This is a genomic window from Streptomyces sp. NPDC005438 (assembly GCF_040606315.1).
GTDB lineage: Bacteria > Actinomycetota > Actinomycetes > Streptomycetales > Streptomycetaceae > Streptomyces.
This window is the reverse complement of sequence record NZ_JBEXEP010000001.1, coordinates 368,109-386,324: the sequence shown is the minus strand read 5'-3', so window position 1 is coordinate 386,324 and position 18,216 is coordinate 368,109. Positions and strand designations below refer to the sequence as shown.

The following is an 18,216-nucleotide window of genomic DNA, read 5'->3' as shown; positions in this document are numbered from 1 at the left end:
CGTCAGTCCTCCTCGCCGCTCGCCGACTCCTCGGACGCGGTGGGTTGCGGCGCGTCGTGGGAGCTGGGGTGGGTGGATGGGGGTTCCTCGCCGGCGTGGGGCACCGGCTGGTCGACGGGACCGCTGCTCTTGGAGCGGTCGCTGGGCTGCCCGGCGGGCACCTCGCCCTTGGCGATCCGCAGCCCGGCGAGGGAGGCGGGGCCGGCGCCACCGCCGGCCTCGACCGCGCCCTCACGCGGGTCGGGGAAGCCGGCCAGCACCCGGGCGGTCTCCTTGAAGGTGCACAGCGGGGCACCCCGGGTGGGGGTGACCTCACGGCCGGCGCGCAGGTCGTCGACCAGGCTCTTGGCGCTGTCGGGGGTCTGGTTGTCGAAGAACTCCCAGTTGACCATCACCACCGGGGCGAAGTCGCAGGCCGCGTTGCACTCGATGTGCTCCAGGGTGACCTTGCCGTCTTCGGTGGTCTCGTTGTTGCCCAGTTCCAGGTGGCGCTGGAGCTCCTCGAAGATGGCGTCGCCGCCCATCACCGCGCACAGGGTGTTGGTGCAGACACCGACCTGGTAGTCGCCGCTGGGCTTGCGCCGGTACATGGAGTAGAAGGTGGACACCGCCGTGACCTCGGCGGTGGTCAGCTCCAACTGGTCGGCGCAGAACTGGACTCCGGTGCGGGTGACGTGCCCCTCCTCGGACTGCACCAGGTGCAGCAGGGGGAGCAGAGCGGACCGGCTGTCCGGGTAGCGGGCGATGATCTCCTTGGCGTCGGCCGCCAGGCGCTGGTGTACCTCGGTCGGGTAAGGCTCGGCCGGCAGGGCCGGCATACCCAGCTGGGTCGTGGAGGGACGTACTGCGTCACTCATCGGTCGACGCCTCCCATCACGGGGTCGATGGACGCTACGGCCACGATGACGTCGGCGACCTGGCCGCCCTCGCACATCGCCGCCATGGATTCGAGGTTGGTGAACGACGGGTCGCGGAAGTGCACCCGGTACGGACGGGTGCCGCCGTCGCTGACCGCGTGCACGCCCAGTTCCCCCTTGGGGGACTCGACCGCCGCGTACGTCTGGCCGGGCGGGACCCTGAAGCCCTCGGTGACCAGCTTGAAGTGGTGGATGAGCGCCTCCATGGAGGTGCCCATGATGTTCTTGATGTGGTCCAGGGAGTTGCCCAGTCCGTCGGGGCCCAGGGCGAGTTGGGCGGGCCAGGCGATCTTCTTGTCGCCCACCATCACCGGACCGGGCTCCAGCATGTCCAGGCACTGCTCGATGATCCGCAGCGACTGGTGCATCTCCTCGACGCGGATGAGGTACCGGCCATAGGAGTCGCAGGTGTCCACGGTGGGGACGTCGAACTCGTAGCGCTCGTACCCGCAGTACGGCTGCGCCTTGCGCAGGTCGTGCGGGAGGCCGGCGCTGCGCAGGATGGGGCCGGTGGCGCCCAGGGCCATGCAGCCGGCGAGGTCCAGGTAGCCGATGTCCTTCAGCCGGGCCTTGAAGACGGGGTTGCCGGTGGCGAGCTTGTCGTACTCCGGCAGGTTCTTGCGCATCTTCTTCAGGAACTCTCGGCAGGCGTCGATGGCGCCGGGCGGGAGGTCCTGGGCGAGGCCGCCGGGGCGGATGTAGGCGTGGTTCATCCGCAGGCCGGTGATCAGCTCGTAGAGGTCCAGGACGTGTTCACGGTCCCGGAAGCCGAAGATCATCACCGTGGTGGCGCCCAGCTCCATGCCACCGGTGGCGATGCACACCAGGTGGGAGGAGAGCCGGTTCAGCTCCATCATCAGCACCCGGATGATGTTGGCGCGGTCCGGGATGTCGTCCTCGATGCCCAGCAGCTTCTCGACCGCCATGCAGTACGCCGTCTCGTTGAAGAACGGCGTGAGGTAGTCCATCCGCGTCACGAAGGTGGTGCCCTGGGTCCAGGTGCGGTACTCCAGGTTCTTCTCGATGCCGGTGTGCAGGTAGCCGATGCCGCACCGGGCCTCGGTGACCGTCTCGCCGTCGATCTCCAGGATCAGCCGCAACACCCCGTGCGTGGAGGGGTGTTGGGGGCCCATGTTGACGATGATGCGCTCATCGTCGCTGGCCGCGGCGGCCTTGGCGACCTCTTCCCAGTCACCGCCGGTGACGTCGTAGACGGTGCCCTCGGTGGTCTCGCGCGCGCCAGCGGGGGCGTGGGTGGGGCTGGATGACGTGCTCATCAGGTGTACGACCTCCGCTGGTCGGGAGCCGGGATCTGGGCGCCCTTGTACTCGACGGGAATGCCGCCGAGCGGGTAGTCCTTGCGCTGCGGATAGCCCTGCCAGTCGTCCGGCATCATGATCCGGGTGAGGGCGGGGTGGCCGTCGAAGACCAGGCCGAAGAAGTCGTAGGCCTCCCGCTCGTGCCAGTCGTTGGTCGGGTAGACCTCGACGACCGAGGGCACGTGCGGGTCCGCGTCCGGGGCGCTGACTTCCAGCCGGATGATGCGGTTGTGGGTGAGCGAACGCAGGTGGTAGACCGCGTGCAGTTCCCGCCCGGTGTCCTCAAGGAAGTGCACGGCGCTGACCCCGGTGCAGTACTCGAAGCGCAGCGCCGGGTCGTCACGCAGCGTGCGGCACACCGCGAGCAGGTGTTCCCGGGCGATGTGGAAGGTCACCTCGCCCCGGTCCACCACGGTCTTCTCGATGACCTGGGCGGGGTCCAACTCCTGCTCTTCCAGGGCGCCTTCGAGTTCGTCGGCGACCTCGTCGAAGTAGGAGCCGTAGGGCCGCTGGGTGGGACCCGGCAGCCGTACGGTGCGCACCAGTCCGCCGTAGCCGGAGGTGTCGGCGCCGTTGGTGGCGCCGAACATGCCCCGGCGGTGGCCGATGACCTCACCGGTGTCGGTGCTCTGGGCGGGCAGGGACTCCTGGTCCCTGGTCGGCTCGTCGCTCACCGCAGCAGCCCCTTCATCTCGATGGTCGGCAGGGCCTTGCGGGCGGCCTCCTCCGCCTCACGGGCGGCCTGCTCCTGGTTGACGCCGAGCTTGGTGTCCTGCACGTGCTGGTGCAGCTTGAGGATGGCGTCCATCAGCATCTCGGGCCGGGGCGGGCAGCCGGGCAGGTAGATGTCGACCGGGACGACGTGGTCGACGCCCTGCACGATCGCGTAGTTGTTGAACATCCCACCGCTGGAGGCGCAGACGCCCATGGAGATGACCCACTTGGGGTTGGGCATCTGGTCGTAGACCTGCCGCAGCACCGGCGCCATCTTCTGGCTGACCCGGCCGGCGACGATCATCAGGTCCGCCTGCCGGGGCGATCCGCGGAAGACCTCCATGCCGAAGCGGGCGAGGTCGTACCGGCCGGCTCCGGTGGTCATCATCTCGATGGCGCAGCAGGCGAGTCCGAAGGTCGCGGGGAACATGGACGACTTGCGCACCCACCCCGCGGCCTTCTCGACGGTGGTCAGCAGGAATCCGCTGGGGAGTTTCTCTTCGAGTCCCATCAGTGATCAGCCCCTAGTCCCATTCCAGGCCGCCGCGGCGCCAGACATAGGCGTAGGCGACGAAGACGGTGAGCACGAAGAGCAGCATCTCCACGAGCCCGAACAGCCCCAGGGCGTCGAAGGTGACGGCCCAGGGGTAGAGGAAGACGATCTCGATATCGAAAACGATGAAGAGCATCGCCGTGAGGTAGTACTTGATCGGAAAGCGCCCGCCGCCGGCTGCGTGCGGTGTCGGCTCGATGCCGCACTCGTACGCCTCCAACTTGGCCCGGTTGTATCGCTTCGGGCCGATGACCGACGCCGCGACCACGGAGAAAATCGCGAAGGCAGCCCCTAGGGCTCCCAGTACAAGGATCGGCACATAGGCGTTCACCGTCCTCGCTCCTTCCAGTCGACGCTGACTGCGGGCGGTCCGCTTCGGCTGTGAGCCACTCCACCAAGGCCACCCCCATGTGAGGCAGTTCACAAGCCCTGGGAAGGCATCCTATGCCCGTCGCTCTGTGACGTGCGACACGGGGTACCACAACGGCCTTGTGATCTCCAACACCAGGCACTCTTCGGGCGTAGAGGCACCAAAGCGGATCTTCGATGATCTATGCGCGCCTAGAGGTCGAGTGACTACCTCTGGTGATTTCTTCCCTCGTCGTCGCTGGTCACAGCGGTGCGCCTCCTCGACGAAAGCTGTTGAAGCGGCACTTGACCCCACCCGGAGCCGCCGACGCGGAAGCCGGCGGGCGGCCGACGGAAGGTCCGCGCGACCGGATGACTACGCTCGGCGTTCATGGACGAGATCAGCTTGGGCGGACTGGTTCTGCTGTGCGCCGCCGCCCTGATGGCCGGCTGGATCGACGCGGTGGTCGGCGGCGGGGGGCTGGTGCAACTTCCGGCCCTGCTGATCGCGTTCCCGCACCTGGCTCCCGCGTACGCCCTGGGCACCAACAAGGCGGTGGCGATCGCCGGCACCGGCATGGCCGCGGTGACCTACGGCCGCAGGGCGCCCCTGGACCGTCGGCTGGCGTGGCGGCTGGGGCTGCTGGCGGTGGCCTCCGCCGCGGCCGGCGCCTCCTTCGCCTCGGCGGTGGACAAGGAGGTGCTCAACCCCCTGATCATGGTGCTGCTGTTGGCGGTGGCCGGTTTCGTGACCTTCCGCCCCAGCTTCGGCACCGTGCGGGCCGAGGGAGCGGTCACCCCGCGCCGTACGTTGCTCGCCCTGTTGGTGGGCGGGGTCGGAATCGGCTTCTACGACGGGATGTTGGGCCCGGGCACCGGCACCTTCCTGGTGATCGCCTTCGTGGCGATCCTCCGCCTGGACATGGTGACCAGTTCGGCCACCGCCAAGGTCGTGAACGTGGGCACCAACCTGGGCGCCCTGCTGGTGTTCGCCGGCCACGGCAGCGTGCTGTGGAAACTGGCCCCGCCGATGGCGCTGTTCAACATCCTGGGCGGCTGGCTGGGGGCGCACATGGCGCTGCGGCGGGGCAGCGGGTTCGTACGGGCCGCGCTGTTGGTGGTGGTCGCCGTGCTGGTGGCCAAACTCGGCTGGGACCAGTGGAGTTGAGCCGGCGCCCCGGCCCGTACGGGGGTGGACCGCGCCGACCCGGTCGGCCCGCACACCAGGTCCCCTCATAGCGGACCCAAAGGGGACAAGGGGGCCGGGGTCCAACTGATGACGTATCACTGCGAACCCTCCCTGGAGAGGCGAGGACACCAAATCCCCCAATCGGGACGAAGGTTGGCAAGATCACCGAGAGCAAACCGTGATCCCCGTCACCCGGAACGGGAAGACGATCTTTCCCCTTTGCCGGCCGTGACCCCGCCGTGATAGGCGCCCGGAGCGAAACGGACGATGTGGACAACCCCGTGGTCACGGCCGGGCAGTTGGCGCGAAAACGCCCCCACGGAGTGGGAGCGAGTCGGACAATTCCCCCGCCAACTCCCCCTGACAAGCGGGCATGTGGCGCATCCCACCTTTATTGAAGCGACGCCTCGGCCCCTGATAGCCAATGACGCATGTCCCAGAACGCTCATAAACCCCGCCACCGGAAGCCCCGGTCCAGCAAGCACGTCGCGCTGCGCGCCGGCGTTGCCGGTGGCGTCCTCAGCACCATCGCCGTCACCGCGGCGGCGCACCCCGCGTCCGCGGACTCGGGCAAGTCCCCAGCCGAGACCGTGGAGATGCCCACCCTGGGCACCGGCGTCGGTTCCTCCTCCCAGGAGGCGGCCGAGTCCCTGAAGACCTCCGCCCTCGGCTACGAGCAGCAGGCCGTGCAGGACAAGGCCGCCGAGGCGGCCCAGGAGAAGGCGGAGAAGCGCGCCGAGGCGGAACGGCGCGCGGAGGCCAAGCGCAAGGCCGAGGCCCGGGAGCGCGCCTCCCGTGCGGCGGAGCGCACCAGCCTCACCCAGGCCGACGCCCCCAGCACCACCACCACTACGACAAGCGCGCCCAGCTCCGCCAGCGGCAACGTGGGCACGCTGATCAGCTTCCTGCGCGGCCAGTTGGGCAAGGCGTACGTCATGGGGGCCACCGGCCCCTCGGCGTACGACTGCTCGGGGCTGACCCAGGCGGCGTTCCGGCAGATCGGCGTCAGCCTGCCGCGCGTCTCCCAGGCGCAGTCCACCACCGGTACCCAGGTTCCGGTCAGCCAGGTGAAGCCCGGCGACCTGCTGTTCTGGGGCGGTGTGGGCAGCGCCCACCACGTGGCCGTCTACGTCGGCGACGGCAAGTACATCGACGCCGCCAACCCCGGCAAGGGCGTGGTGGAGCAGCAGATGTCCAACTACATGCCGACCTCGGCGACCCGGGTGCTCTGAGCGTTCTTCGGACCTCACGTCGTCCCCCGTGCCCCGGCCCGCTCCGTGCGGGCCGGGGCACGGCCGTGTGCGGGCCCGTACGCGAAGGGCGGCGGAACGGGCGGGGGTACGGGCGGCCCCGTCGGGCTCGGGCCCGCACACGGCCGTGGAGCCGCCGTACGGTCCCGGGAACGGCGAGGCGCCCCGGTCCCTTTCGGGACGGGGCGCCTCGCGGGGTCGTCGGCGGGCCGGTCAGGAGCGCGGTGAGACCTTGCTCAGCCCGTTGATGATGCGGTCCATGGCATCCCCGCCGCTCGGGTCGGTGAGGTTGGCCAGCATCTTGAGGGTGAAGCGCATCAACAGCGGGTGGCTGAGGCCGCGTTCGGTGGCCAGCTTCATGACCTTCGGGTTGCCGATGAGCTTCACGAAGGCGCGGCCCATCGTGTAGTAGCCGCCGTAGGTGTCCTTGAGCACCTTGGGGTAGCGGCGCAGGGCCAGTTCCCGCTGTTGGGGGGTGGCCCGGGCCATGGCCTGGGTGATCACCTCGGCGGCGATCTCACCGGACTCCATGGCGTAGGCGATGCCCTCGCCGTTGAAGGGGTTGACCAGGCCGCCGGCGTCGCCGACCAGCAACAGGCCCCGGGTGTAGTGGGGTTGGCGGTTGAAGGCCATCGGCAGGGCGGCGCCCCGGATGGGGCAGGTCATGTTGTCGGGGGTGTACCCCCACTCCTCGGGCATCGAGGCGCACCAGGCCTTGAGGATCTCCCGCCAGTCCAGCTCCTTGAACGAGGAGGAGGTGTTGAGCACTCCCAGGCCCACGTTGGAGGTGCCGTCGCCCATGCCGAAGATCCAGCCGTAGCCCGGCAGCAGCCGATCCTGGGCGCCGCGCCGGTCCCACAGCTCCAGCCAGGACTCCAGGTAGTCGTCATCGTGGCGGGGGCTGGTGAAGTAGGTGCGGACGGCCACCCCCATGGGGCGGTCCTCCCGGCGGTGCAGGCCCATGTTGAGCGACAGCCGGCTGGAGTTGCCGTCGGCGGCGACCACCAGGGGGGCGTGGAAGGTGACCGGGGTCTTCTCCTCACCCAGCTTGGCGTGCACCCCGGTGATCCGGCCGTTGCGGTCCACGATCGGCTCGCCCACGTTGCACCGCTCGTACATCCGGGCGCCGGCCTTCTGCGCCTGCCGGGCGAGCTGCTCGTCGAAGTCGTCGCGCTTGCGCACCAGCCCGTAGTCCGGGTAGCTGGCCAACTCCGGCCAGTCCAGCTGGAGTCGCTGGCCGCCGCCGATGATCCGCAGGCCCTTGTTACGGAGCCAGCCGGCCTCCTCGGAGATGTCGATGCCCATCGCCACCAGCTGCTTGGTGGCGCGGGGGGTGAGCCCGTCACCGCACACCTTCTCGCGGGGGAAGGCGGTCTTCTCCAGCAACAGCACGTCCAGGCCGGAGCGGGCGAGGTGGTAGGCGGTGGTGGACCCGGCTGGGCCGGCTCCCACCACGATGACGTCTGCCTGGTGCTCGGAGGGCGCCTTCGACAGCGGCTCGGTCACGGCGGGCTCCCGCTGGTCTGGGTACGGAGATGTGTCCGGTGGTGGTCCGGGCACGGGACTCCCCGCAGTCTATGAGGGCACCCACCCGACGGGGGGAGGGGATCCCTCGGGGTGGGAACGCGAAGGCGCCCCGCCTCGGTGGAGACGGGGCGCCTGCTCCGCGTGGAGGGGCAACGGCGGAAAGGAGGGGAGCCGCTGTCGTGCCCTGGTCGCGGGGGTGTCAGCCGTTGGCGCAGGCGTTGCCGAACGCCGGGTTCACGGCGCCCAGCACGTTGATGGAGTTGCCGCACAGGTTGACCGGCACGTGGACCGGGATCTGCACGACGTTGCCGGACAGGACGCCCGGGGAGCCCACGGCGGAACCCTGCGCGCTGGCGCCGTTGGTCCCGTGGTCGTGGGCCGAGGCCATGGCGGCGCCGCCCAGGACGGTGGCGGCGGCGAGACCGGTGGCGGCCACAGCGGTACGAATACGCATTGTTGCTCCTTGCTGGAATCCTTCGGGACAGCTCGCACCCTCCACGCATTCCGCCCCGGCGGTGTGGGGGGCTCGCCGGCCGGCGGCGGAGAACACCCGATCAGGTGGTGGCACCTCCGGCGCCGTCTCCCGGTCGAGCCTCCCGGCGGAGTGGTCCGGCGACCGTGAGCGGCCACCCCGGTACCGGCCGGCCCGACCGGCTTCGCCCAGGGCACCGGCCGGTGTCCCCGTACGCTCCTAGACTTGGCGCGTGACCTCCCGAGAGAGCGACTGGCCCGGCGCGCTACGGCGGCGCGGCTACCGGCTGACCCCCCAGCGGCAACTGGTGCTGGAGGCGGTGCGCGCCCTGGGCGGCGGCACCCCGGACGAACTGCTGGCACAGGTGCGGCGTACCGCGAGCGGGGTCAACATCTCCACGATCTACCGCACCCTGGAGCTGCTGGAGGAACTGGGGCTGGTGGCCCACAGCCACCTGGGACACGGCGCTCCCAGCTACCACCTGGCCGGCGAGCCCGGGCGGCTGAACCTGCTGTGCCGGGACTGCGCGAGGATCACCGAGGTGGACGTCCAGCTCGCCGACGACCTGGTGGAGCGGCTGCGGGACCGGGTCGGGTTCACCGCCGACATCCCCCACTTCGCGATCTTCGGCCGCTGCGCGGACTGCGGGGGCGAACAGACCGCCGAGGGCCCGTCGTAGGCTGGACGCATGTCCTACCTCAGCCCCCTGCTGTCGCTCCCCGGCGCGGTGCCGGCCGAGGCCCCGGACGAGGGGGTCGCGGCGCACTACGGCGACCTGTTCCGGGAGCAGCGCGCCCTCGCCGACGGCACCGGTTTCGTGGACCTCTCCCACCGGGACGTGGTCACCGTCTCCGGCTCGGACCGGCTGTCCTGGCTGCACCTGCTGCTGACCCAGCACGTGAGCGAACTGCCGCCGCACCAGGCCACCGAGGCGCTGGTCCTCTCCGCCAACGGCCACATCGAGCACGCGGTGTCCCTGGTCGACGACGGGGAGACCACCTGGATGCACACCGAGCCGGGCGGGGCGAGCGGGCTGGTCTCCTACCTGGAGAGCATGAAGTTCTTCTACCGCGTGGAGGTCGCCGACCGTGGCGCCGACTTCGCGCTGGTGCACCTGCCGGCCGGCTCCATCGCCGAGGTCCCCGAGGACGCGGTGGTACGGGAGGTGCCGTACGGCCGGGACGTGTTCCTGCCCCGGGCCCAGCTGGAGGGCTTCGCCGAGCAACACCGGCCGGCCATCGGGGTGTTGGCCTTCGAGGCGCTGCGGCTGGAGGCCCACCGGCCACGGCTGGGGCGGGAGACCGACCACCGCACCATCCCGCACGAGATCGGCCTGATCGGCTCGGCCGTCCACCTACAGAAGGGCTGCTACCGGGGCCAGGAGACCGTGGCCCGGGTGCACAACCTGGGCCGTCCGCCCCGGCGGCTGGTGTTCCTGCACCTGGACGGCAGCGAGGTGCACCTGCCGGTGCACGGGGACCCGGTGCGGCTGGCCGCCGACGGGGTGGAGGGGCGCCCGTTGGGCTTCGTCACCAGCTCGGCCCGCCACCACGAGCTGGGGCCCATCGCGATGGCCCTGATCAAGCGGAACGTACCGGTCGACGCCCCGCTGATCGCCGGACCGGACGCCACCGCCGCCGCCCAGGAGCTGGTGGTCGAGGTCTGAACCCCGCCGCTCCGGCGCCGGCGTCCCGGCGGGTGCCGGTCGAGCCGCGAGGGGTGCCGGTCAGACCTCCAACAGCACCGTGAACGGGCCCTCGTTGGTGAGGGTGACCCGCATCCTGGCGCCGAACCGGCCGGTGGCCACCGTGGCGCCCAGTTCCCGGAGCCGCTCGCACACCTCGTCCACCAGGGGTTCGGCCACCGCGCCGGGTGCGGCGGCGTTCCAGGTGGGGCGCCGGCCCTTGCGGGCGTCCCCGTACAGCGTGAACTGGCTGACGACCAGCAGCGGGGCGTTCACGTCGGAGCAGGACCGCTCCTCGTCCAGGATGCGTACCGACCACAGTTTCCGGGCCAGTTGGGCCGCCTTGGCCGGGGTGTCCTCGTGGGTGACGCCCACCAGCACGCACAGTCCCGGTTCGGTGATCTCCCCCACGGTCTCGTCGTCCACGGTGACCCGGGCGTCGCTCACTCGCTGTACTACCGCTCGCATGGGGACATCATTCCGTACGGGAGTTCTGCCGGTCGCCCGCCGGCCCGCTCCTGGGAAACCCGGCTGGCAAATGCTGCGGACGGACAGTACACAGTGGCACGATGCGTGGCACGCGGTAACGAAAGCGCCTTCCGTGATGTCGCACAGCTTCCCCGACTTACCTCACTTCCCGCGCAGTGGGACCGAAAGTAGCGCAACACCACCCAAGCCCGGGGACAAGGAGACCGAGCGCCTATGAGCACCACCGGATCCGGGTCGACGCCCGGCCTCCCGTCGACCGGCGAACTGTTGCCCCACCCCGGCGCACCGGACAGCCCCCTCAGCGCCCTGCGGGCCGGCGAACGGCCGGAACTGCACCGGCTGGACCTGCCCCAACTGCGGGAACTGCGCCGGCGATCGCAGGGCGAGGAGGCCGACCTGAGCTATGTACGGCGGCTGCTCCAGGGGCGGGTGGACATCCTCTACGCCGAGCTGGCCCGACGCAGCTGCGCCAGCAGCCCCCTGCTGGACCAGCTGCCCAGCATCCTGGCCGACGAGCCGGCCCGCCAGCGGGCCTCCGCCCGCCATGTGACGCTGCGCCCCCCGCACGGGGAGCGGGCCCGGCTGCTGGCCGAACGGATGCTGGCCAAGGTGGAGTTGAGCGACCTGACCGCGCACTCGGACGAGGAACTGCGCCGGGCCAGGGCCGAACTGGTGCGGCTGGAGCGGCAGGTGTCCCGTCGGCGGCAGGCCCTGCAACGTACGACGGACGACTGCAGCGCGGAGATCGCCCGTAGGTACCGTGAGGGCGAGGCCCACATCGACGACCTGCTCACCTGACGTCGCCGGGCGAGGGGGCGCGCCCTCCCGTGACGGGCTCCCGGCGAGGAGGACGCCATGCCCGACCGCGCCTGGGACGCCACCCCGGACCCCGCACACAGCACCGAGGGGAACACCACCGCTGACCCCACCGGCCCGCCTTCCGAGGCGCCCCCGGTACTGGTGGAGGTGGTGCGGTCCGGTTTCGTGGAGGGGCGGCACCGTGGCGCGGTGGTGCTGCTCGACCGGGACGGCGCGGTGGCACGCGCGTGGGGGCGGGTGGACGTTCCCCTCTTTCCCCGTTCCTGCAACAAGCCCCTCCAGGCGGCGGCGATGCTCCGGGCGGGTGTGGAACTGGCGGGCGAACGACTGGCGTTGGCCGCCGCCAGCCACTCCGGGGAGCCGTTCCACCTGCGCCTGGTGCGGAGGATGCTGGCCGAACACCGGCTGTCGGAGGAGCTGTTGGGCTGCCCGGCCGACCTTCCGCTGGACCAGGAGGCGGCCCGGGAGTGGCTGGCGGCCGGACACCAGCCCAGCCCGGTGGCCATGAACTGCTCCGGCAAGCACACCGCGATGTTGGCGACCTGTGGTGCCGCCGGCTGGCCGGTGGACGGCTACCTCGACCCCGGCCACCCCCTGCAACGGGCGATCACCGACACCGTGGAGCGGCTCGCCGGCGAACCGGTGGCCCAGGTCGGGGTGGACGGCTGTGGGGCGCCGCTGCTGTCCCTCTCCCTGACCGGGCTGGCCCGGTCGTTCCGGGCCTGTGTGCTCGCCCCGGAGGGGGCGCCGGAACGCCGGGTGGCCGACGCCGCGCGTGCCCACCCGGAGTACGTGGCCGGCAGTCGACGGCACGACACCTGGCTGATGCGCGGACTACCGGGGGCGCTGGCCAAGATGGGTGCCGAGGGGGTGCAGGCGGTCGCGTTGCCGGACGGTCGGGCGCTGGCGTTCAAGGTGGAGGACGGGGCACGCCGGGCGCTGGGTCCGGTACTGGCCCACGCGCTGCGGCTGATGGGGGTGACCGCGCCGGTGCTGGACCGCGTCGCCGAGGCGCCGGTGACCGGTGGGGGCCGGCCGGTGGGCGCGTTGCGGGCGGTGTTCTGAGGGGGTTCCGAGGGGGGGGTTCCGAGCGGGACGGGGCCGGGTAAATCGGGGTGCGGCTGGCGTAAGGGGCTGCATAGCCTGCGGCCATGACTGTTGAGATTCGGACCCCGGCCGAGGACGAGTTCGCCCACTGGCTGCGCACGGTGGGCGTGGGCTTCCACAACGCCAAGCGCCTGAGCGACGAGAAGGTGGGGCTCCGCCGCGAACAGTGGCGGCTGGAGGAGTTGCAGGGGGCGTTCGACGGCGACCAGTGCGTGGCCACCTTCCGGCGCTTCCCCCAGCTGCTGACGGTGCCCGGCGGGGTCCGGCTGGGCGCCTCGGCGATCAGCGCGGTGACCGTACGCCCCACCCACCGGCGGCGCGGGCTGCTGAGCCGGATGATGACCAACGAACTCCACGACGCCAGGGAGCGCGGCGACGCCCTGGCCACCCTGATCGCCTCGGAGTACCCGATCTACGGGCGCTTCGGCTTCGGCCCGGCCGCCTGGCACCACGACTACGAGGTGGAGGTGCACCGCACCGGACTGCCGGCCACCTCGGGCCAGCCGGAGGACGGCGGGCGTCTGGAGCAGGTCGAGCTGTCCCAGGTGCGCGAGATCGGCCCGGAGTTGCACGACCGGGTCGCCCGCCTCCCGCAGGCCCAGGGCACCGTGAGCCGGGACGCCGCCTTCTGGTCCAAGGTCACCGGCGAACACGAGGGCCGGGACGAGCCCTTCACCCCCCGCTTCTACGTGGTCTACCGGGACGAGCACGGCACCCCGCAGGGGCTGGTCTCCCACACCTCCGAGCACGACTGGGCGGACGACGTGCCCCGCCACACCCTGCGGGTGCTGGACCTGTTCGGCACCAGCCCGAGGGCGGAGGCCGCGCTGTGGCGGTACCTGATGTCGGTGGACTGGGTGAGCACGGTACGGGCGCAGCGCCGGCCGGTGGACGACCTGCTGCCGCTGCTGGTGCCGGACTCGCGGTCGGTGCATGTGCGCGGCCGGGCCGACTTCCTGTGGCTGCGGCCCCTGGACGTGCCCGCGATGCTGGAGGCCCGTGGGTACGAGCGGCCCGGCTCCCTGGTGTTGCGGGTGGTCGACCCCGCGGGACTGGCCGAGGGCACCTTCCGTCTGGAGGCCGACACCGACGGCGCCCGTTGTACGGCGACCGGCCGGGAACCCGAACTGACGCTGGGCGTGGGCGAGTTGGCCTCGCTCTACCTGGGTGGCGAGTCCGCCGCGCGACTGGGTGCGGTCGGTCGGGTGGACGAGGAACGGGCCGGCGCCCTGGTCAGCGCGGACGGGCTGTTCGGCACCAGCCGCCAGCCCTGGTGCCAGGACGTGTTCTGAACCCCTCCCCCACCAACGTTTTCCGGCCACCCCACAGTTCACCTAACGCGACGAGTTGACCACGGAAAGGGGAACGCCCGCTGTACGCGAGGCACCCAAACCGCGATAGTGGGACATCCCGCACCGCATCTGGGCCCTCGACGGATGGAGCGACGTGACCGGTATACGCCCGCTGCTGGACCCCGCGAAGTGTGTGCTCCTCGACTTCGAGGGCCCGGTCGGCCGACTGTTCACGGCCATGGACGCCACCCGGGTCACCTCCCGACTGTGCGAACTGCTCCAGGCCTGCGGGGAGTCGCAGCTGGTCGGCCCCCAACTGCGCGCCGGCCGCGACCCGTTGGCGGTACTGCGGACGGTCGCCGAACAGGACGGTCACCGGGGGCTCACCGCCTACCTGGACCGGCGGCTGACCGAGGAGGAGCTGGGCGCGGTACGCCGGGCCCGCCCCACCCCGTACGCCGATCCGCTGATCCGCACCCTGGTGGGCGGTGGCCGACGGGTCGCGGTGACCAGCGAGCACTCCGTGGCGGCGGTACGCGGCTACCTGGCGCTGCGCGGGCTGGAGCGGCCTCTGGGCGGACGGATCTACGCCCGCCCCGGTGAGGGGAGCCGCTGGAACGGGTACCCGGAGGCGCTCCGGGCGGCCCTGGAGTCCTGCGCCTGCGCGCCCGAGGAGGCGCTGTGGATCGGGGAGACGCCGGCCGTCCTGGCCGCCGCCCGCGCGGCGGGGGTGCCCTTCCTCGGGTACGCCCGCGACGAGGCGCACCAGGCCCCGTTGGCCGACCGGGGAAGCGTGGTGACGCGTTCCCTGGAGGAGGTCCTGCGGGTGGCCAGCGTTCCCCGCTTCGACTGACGGCCCGGGGTGTCGGGGCGATCGGTGGCGCCACGGCGCCTGTCACGCCGATGATCGGGAAGAGGAGCTGTGGAACCACGACCCGAGGAGCCGCCCGATGAGTGACGCCCCCACCCCGGAGACCAACGAGCCGGCCCACGACCCGGAGGTGCTCCAGCTGGCCACCCGGATCTTCGAGCTGGCCCGGCACGGGGACCGGGACACCCTGGCCGCCTACGTGGACGCGGGGGTGCCGGTGAACCTCACCAACGAGCGCGGGGACTCGCTGCTGATGCTGGCCTCCTACCACGGTCACGCCTCCTCGGTGACCGCGCTGCTGGAGCGGGGCGCGGACGCCAACCGGGCCAACGACCGGGGGCAGACGCCGTTGGCGGGCGCGGTGTTCAAGGGCGAGGACGAGGTGCTGGAGGCCCTGCTCGCGGGGGGCGCGGACCCGCTGGCCGGGCAGCCCTCGGCCCTGGAGACGGCCCGGATGTTCGAGCGCGAGGACCTGGTGCGCCGCTTCACCCAGAGGTGAGGCGCCCGGGGTCGGGCCTCAGCACCGGTCCAGGTGGCCGTGCAGGAAGGCCCGTACGGCACTGGTGACGATCCTGCGCACCTCCTCGTCGGGCAGGGGGTAGAGCCCGTAGTAGGAGCGGAGGTTGATCTCGGAGACCAGCAGGGTGAGGTGTGAGGCGGCCCGCTCGGGGTCGCCCGGCCGGAGCGGGGTGCCCTCGGCGAGCCACTCCAGGTGGTCGGCGAGGGCCTTCTGCGCCCGGTCCGGGCCGACGTCGTTCCAGGTGGCGAGGACGTCCGGGGGGATGTGGCCGGCCTCGGCGTTGACCTGACGTACCAGGGCGAAGTGGTCGGGGAAGGCGGTCAGGGTCCCCGACCACTCGGTACACAGCCCCACCAGCTCCTCCTCCAGGTCGCCGGGGCGACGCCGGGCACGTTGTCGCAGGAGTTCGACCTGGTGGTCGGCGACCTGGCTGGCGCTGTCCTGGATGACGACGCGGAACAGTTCCTCCTTGCCGGCGAAGTGGTTGTAGATGGTGCGGGTGGAGACCCGGGCGGCGCCGGCGATGGTGTCCACGCTGGCCCGGGTGTAGCCGTCGCGCCCGAAGGTGGTCAGGGCGGCCCGCAGGATGGCGTCCCGCTTCTCCGACAGGCCGCCCCTCCTGGGGCCGCCGTCCCTCGGCCCGGCGCCGCGCCTCGCCGTGGACGCCGTACGCCCCGTCCCGTCAGCCATGCCGCAGCACCCCAAACTTTGCCATCAACGTTTTACCGTTTGCCATGTACGTTGTACCTTAACGGTGCGCGCTCTCAACTCCGAGCCCCCGCAACCGGGTTCACCCCCGTTTCCGTCACCACTCCAACGAGGAGCAGCATGTCCAGCACCAGCCCCGTCCGCGTGGCCGTCATCGTCGCCAGCACCCGCGAGGGCCGCTTCGCCCCGGTCATCCAGAACTGGTTCACCCAGCAGTTGGACAACCGCGACGACATCGAGTACGACCTGGTCGACCTCGCCTCCCAGCCCGACCACGCCACCTTCTCCCGGACCCTCGCCCAGGCCGACGGCTTCGTGGTCGTCACCCCCGAGTACAACCACGGCTTCCCCGGCCCGCTCAAGGTCGCCCTGGACAGCTTCGGCAGCGAGTGGCACGCCAAGCCGGTCGGCTTCGTCTCCTACGGCGGCCACGGCGGCGGCCTGCGCGCCGTGGAGCAACTGCGCCAGGTCTTCGCCGAGTTGCACACCGTCACCGTCCGCGACCAGGTCAGCTTCCACATGGCCTGGGAACGCTTCGACGGCCAGGGCCAGCCCTCGGACGCCACCGTCCAGGAAGGCGCCGCCAAGGGCCTGCTGGACCAGCTCGTCTGGTGGGGCCGCGCCCTGCGCACCGCGCGTACCGAGCACCCCTACGGCTCCTGACCCGAACCCCCACCGGGAGCGCGTCCCATGGCCACCGGCTCCGCCCCCTCTCCCGAGCGCGGCAAGGTCGCGCCCTCCCCGACAGCCGTGGCACTGGTGGTGGTGACCGGCGCCCTGATGACGGTGCTGGACACCACCATCGTCCACGTCGCCCTCAACCACCTGGCCGGCGTGCTCCACGCCCCGCTGGCCACCATGCAGTGGGTCACCACCGGCTACACCCTGGCCCTGGCCAGCGTCATCCCGCTGTCCGCCTGGGCCATGGACCGGGTGGGCGCCGGCCGCCTCTACCTGCTGGCCATCGCCCTGTTCGGCGCCGGCTCCCTGCTGGCCGGACTCGCCTGGAACGTGGAGTCCCTCATCCTCTTCCGGGTGCTCCAGGGGCTGGGCGGCGGACTGGTGATGCCCGTCGGCATGGCCATGGTGGTCCGCGCCGCCGACCGGCGGCGGATGGGCCGCACCATGAGCCTGCTGGGGCTGCCGGTGCTGATCGGCCCGCTCGCCGGCCCCACCCTGGGCGGCTGGCTGGTCGACCACGCCTCCTGGCGCGGCATGTTCCTGGTCAACCTGCCCGTCGCCGTACTGACCCTCGCCCTGGGCTGGCGCATCCTGCCCCGCCACCGCCCGCCCCGTACGACGACACGGCTGGACCTGCCGGGGCTGCTGACCCTCTCCCCCGGGCTCGCCCTGCTGATCTACGGGCTGGCCACCGCCGGGGAACACCACCGGCTCACCGACCCCGCCGCCCTCACCACCACCCTGGCGGGCCTGACCCTGGTCACCGTCTTCGTCCTGCGCTCCCTGCGGGTCGAAGCACCCCTGATCCCGCTGCGCCTGTTCGCCGAACGCACCTTCACCGCCGGCGCGTTGACCATGGTGGCCTTCCCCCTGGCGTACTTCGGGAGCATGGTGCTCACCCCGCTGTACCTGATGCTGGTACACGGTCTGACCGCCACCCAGGCGGGGATGCTCGCCATCCCCCAGGCGCTGACCACCGGCGTCACCATGCAGGTGGCCAGCCGGATGGTGGACCGGGTGCCGGCCGCCCGGCTGGTGCTGTGCGGTATCGCCCTGGCCTCCTCGGCCATGGCCGGCGTCGCCCTCCAGCTCGGGCCCGACACCCCCCTGTGGCGGCTGGTGTCCACCCTGGCCCTGATGGGGGCGGGCGTCGGCATGACCATGATGCCGACCCTCACCGCCGTCAGCCGGGAACTGTCCGACGAGCGCACCCCCGCCGGCACGGCCACCCTCAACATCGTCAGCCAGGTCGCCTCGGCCACCGGCACCGCGCTGCTGTCCGTCACCCTGGCCGGCGCCATGTCACGGCGACTGCCCGAGGGGCTGGGCGACCTGGACGCCCTGCACCGGCTGTCCGAGCGCGCCCGGGAGGCGCTCGCGCCGGAGCTGGCCGGCGCCTTCCAGACCGCGTACGGGGTGGCCGCCACCGTGATGGCGCTGGCCCTGCTGCCCGCCTGGGCACTGCCCCGCCGTCGGCCGGACGCCCCGCCCGATCCGGTACCGGACAGTGGCGAACCCGCCCTGGAACGGGGGTGACTCCCGGGCGGGTTCCGGCGCCCCACGGCCCCGGCCACCAGGCCGGCGTGACGCCCCGCGCTCCTGCCGCAGGGGGAACGGCGGGATCGAGGGGAACGGCCCGGGGCATCACCAGGGGCGGCCGTCGGAGTCCTGAGGGACCGGTGGGCACGCGCCTCGGTGCCGTACACCGCGAGGCGGAGTACGACGGAGGTGGGCAGGGTGCCCCAGCGACAGCGCG

General features: G+C 71.7%; 20 protein-coding genes. 11 read left to right on the top strand and 9 right to left on the bottom strand.

Features of this window, described 5'->3' with window-relative positions; translation table 11 throughout:
• Positions 1 to 2 precede the first annotated feature (2 nt).
• From nuoE to ABZT14_RS01545, 5 genes are read right to left on the bottom strand one after another with little or no spacing between them, the layout of a single operon-like run.
• Complete coding sequence (nuoE, locus tag ABZT14_RS01565; protein WP_356295272.1) at positions 3 to 857, bottom strand: NADH-quinone oxidoreductase subunit NuoE; 855 nt, start codon at positions 855 to 857, stop codon at positions 3 to 5.
• On the bottom strand, positions 854 to 2,194 hold the full coding sequence (locus ABZT14_RS01560; RefSeq protein ID WP_356295270.1) for an NADH-quinone oxidoreductase subunit D: 1,341 nt from the start codon (positions 2,192 to 2,194) through the stop codon (positions 854 to 856). The genes nuoE and ABZT14_RS01560 overlap by 4 nt, the downstream gene beginning before the upstream one ends.
• Positions 2,194 to 2,910 (bottom strand): NADH-quinone oxidoreductase subunit C, encoded by a 717-nt coding sequence (locus tag ABZT14_RS01555; protein ID WP_356295267.1) that lies wholly within the window; start codon positions 2,908 to 2,910, stop codon positions 2,194 to 2,196. The genes ABZT14_RS01560 and ABZT14_RS01555 overlap by 1 nt, the downstream gene beginning before the upstream one ends.
• The gene (locus tag ABZT14_RS01550) at positions 2,907 to 3,461 is read right to left on the bottom strand and encodes an NADH-quinone oxidoreductase subunit B family protein (RefSeq protein WP_356295264.1); all 555 of its coding nucleotides are present in this window, start codon (positions 3,459 to 3,461) and stop codon (positions 2,907 to 2,909) included. The genes ABZT14_RS01555 and ABZT14_RS01550 overlap by 4 nt, the downstream gene beginning before the upstream one ends.
• A 13-nt stretch (positions 3,462 to 3,474) precedes the next feature.
• A complete protein-coding gene (locus ABZT14_RS01545) occupies positions 3,475 to 3,834 on the bottom strand; it encodes an NADH-quinone oxidoreductase subunit A (protein WP_356295261.1) in 360 nt (119 codons plus the stop codon).
• A gap of 408 nt (positions 3,835 to 4,242) precedes the next feature.
• On the opposite strand from ABZT14_RS01545, the gene ABZT14_RS01540 reads away from it, so the two are divergent.
• On the top strand, positions 4,243 to 5,019 hold the full coding sequence (locus ABZT14_RS01540; RefSeq protein ID WP_356295259.1) for a TSUP family transporter: 777 nt from the start codon (positions 4,243 to 4,245) through the stop codon (positions 5,017 to 5,019).
• A gap of 452 nt (positions 5,020 to 5,471) precedes the next feature.
• Positions 5,472 to 6,272 (top strand): C40 family peptidase, encoded by an 801-nt coding sequence (locus tag ABZT14_RS01535; RefSeq protein ID WP_356295256.1) that lies wholly within the window; start codon positions 5,472 to 5,474, stop codon positions 6,270 to 6,272.
• A 231-nt stretch (positions 6,273 to 6,503) separates the two neighbouring features.
• Here ABZT14_RS01535 and ABZT14_RS01530 read toward each other — a convergent pair whose 3' ends face one another.
• Together ABZT14_RS01530 and ABZT14_RS01525 are read right to left on the bottom strand one after the other, a co-directional pair.
• Complete coding sequence (locus tag ABZT14_RS01530; RefSeq protein ID WP_356295254.1) at positions 6,504 to 7,796, bottom strand: geranylgeranyl reductase family protein; 1,293 nt, start codon at positions 7,794 to 7,796, stop codon at positions 6,504 to 6,506.
• A 220-nt stretch (positions 7,797 to 8,016) separates the two neighbouring features.
• Positions 8,017 to 8,271, bottom strand: a complete 255-nt coding sequence (locus ABZT14_RS01525) for a chaplin (RefSeq protein WP_356295251.1) — start codon at positions 8,269 to 8,271, stop codon at positions 8,017 to 8,019.
• Positions 8,272 to 8,521: 250 nt separating this feature from the next.
• Here ABZT14_RS01525 and ABZT14_RS01520 point away from each other — a divergent pair, with 250 nt between their 5' ends.
• Together ABZT14_RS01520 and ABZT14_RS01515 are read left to right on the top strand one after the other, a co-directional pair.
• On the top strand, positions 8,522 to 8,968 hold the full coding sequence (locus ABZT14_RS01520; RefSeq protein WP_356295248.1) for a transcriptional repressor: 447 nt from the start codon (positions 8,522 to 8,524) through the stop codon (positions 8,966 to 8,968).
• A gap of 9 nt (positions 8,969 to 8,977) precedes the next feature.
• Positions 8,978 to 9,955 (top strand): folate-binding protein, encoded by a 978-nt coding sequence (locus ABZT14_RS01515; protein WP_356295245.1) that lies wholly within the window; start codon positions 8,978 to 8,980, stop codon positions 9,953 to 9,955.
• 60 nt (positions 9,956 to 10,015) lie between these two features.
• Here ABZT14_RS01515 and dtd read toward each other — a convergent pair whose 3' ends face one another.
• Complete coding sequence (gene dtd / locus ABZT14_RS01510; protein ID WP_356295242.1) at positions 10,016 to 10,441, bottom strand: D-aminoacyl-tRNA deacylase; 426 nt, start codon at positions 10,439 to 10,441, stop codon at positions 10,016 to 10,018.
• A gap of 234 nt (positions 10,442 to 10,675) precedes the next feature.
• On the opposite strand from dtd, the gene ABZT14_RS01505 reads away from it, so the two are divergent.
• The 5 genes from ABZT14_RS01505 to ABZT14_RS01485 all read left to right on the top strand — a co-directional run bounded on the left by ABZT14_RS01505 (position 10,676) and on the right by ABZT14_RS01485 (position 15,050).
• Positions 10,676 to 11,260 (top strand): ABC transporter substrate-binding protein, encoded by a 585-nt coding sequence (locus ABZT14_RS01505; protein WP_356295239.1) that lies wholly within the window; start codon positions 10,676 to 10,678, stop codon positions 11,258 to 11,260.
• A 57-nt stretch (positions 11,261 to 11,317) separates the two neighbouring features.
• Positions 11,318 to 12,346: an asparaginase gene (locus ABZT14_RS01500; protein ID WP_356295236.1), complete on the top strand. Its 1,029-nt coding sequence runs from the start codon at positions 11,318 to 11,320 to the stop codon at positions 12,344 to 12,346.
• Between the two features lie 86 nt (positions 12,347 to 12,432).
• Positions 12,433 to 13,680 carry a GNAT family N-acetyltransferase gene (locus tag ABZT14_RS01495; RefSeq protein ID WP_356295234.1) on the top strand — a complete coding sequence of 416 codons (1,248 nt, stop codon included), beginning with the start codon at positions 12,433 to 12,435 and terminating at the stop codon, positions 13,678 to 13,680.
• A gap of 154 nt (positions 13,681 to 13,834) precedes the next feature.
• Positions 13,835 to 14,533 (top strand): HAD family hydrolase, encoded by a 699-nt coding sequence (locus ABZT14_RS01490; protein ID WP_356295231.1) that lies wholly within the window; start codon positions 13,835 to 13,837, stop codon positions 14,531 to 14,533.
• Between the two features lie 97 nt (positions 14,534 to 14,630).
• Positions 14,631 to 15,050, top strand: coding sequence for an ankyrin repeat domain-containing protein (locus ABZT14_RS01485; RefSeq protein WP_356295229.1), 420 nt, complete (start codon positions 14,631 to 14,633; stop codon positions 15,048 to 15,050).
• Positions 15,051 to 15,068: 18 nt separating this feature from the next.
• On the opposite strand, the gene ABZT14_RS01480 is transcribed toward ABZT14_RS01485, so the two are convergent.
• Entirely contained in the window at positions 15,069 to 15,761 is a 693-nt protein-coding gene (locus ABZT14_RS01480) for a TetR/AcrR family transcriptional regulator (protein WP_356295225.1), read from the bottom strand.
• Between the two features lie 138 nt (positions 15,762 to 15,899).
• On the opposite strand from ABZT14_RS01480, the gene ABZT14_RS01475 reads away from it, so the two are divergent.
• Positions 15,900 to 16,442: an NAD(P)H-dependent oxidoreductase gene (locus tag ABZT14_RS01475; RefSeq protein WP_356295222.1), complete on the top strand. Its 543-nt coding sequence runs from the start codon at positions 15,900 to 15,902 to the stop codon at positions 16,440 to 16,442.
• A 27-nt stretch (positions 16,443 to 16,469) separates the two neighbouring features.
• On the top strand, positions 16,470 to 17,996 hold the full coding sequence (locus tag ABZT14_RS01470) for a DHA2 family efflux MFS transporter permease subunit (RefSeq protein WP_356295220.1): 1,527 nt from the start codon (positions 16,470 to 16,472) through the stop codon (positions 17,994 to 17,996).
• The last annotated feature ends 220 nt before the right edge of the window (positions 17,997 to 18,216 follow it).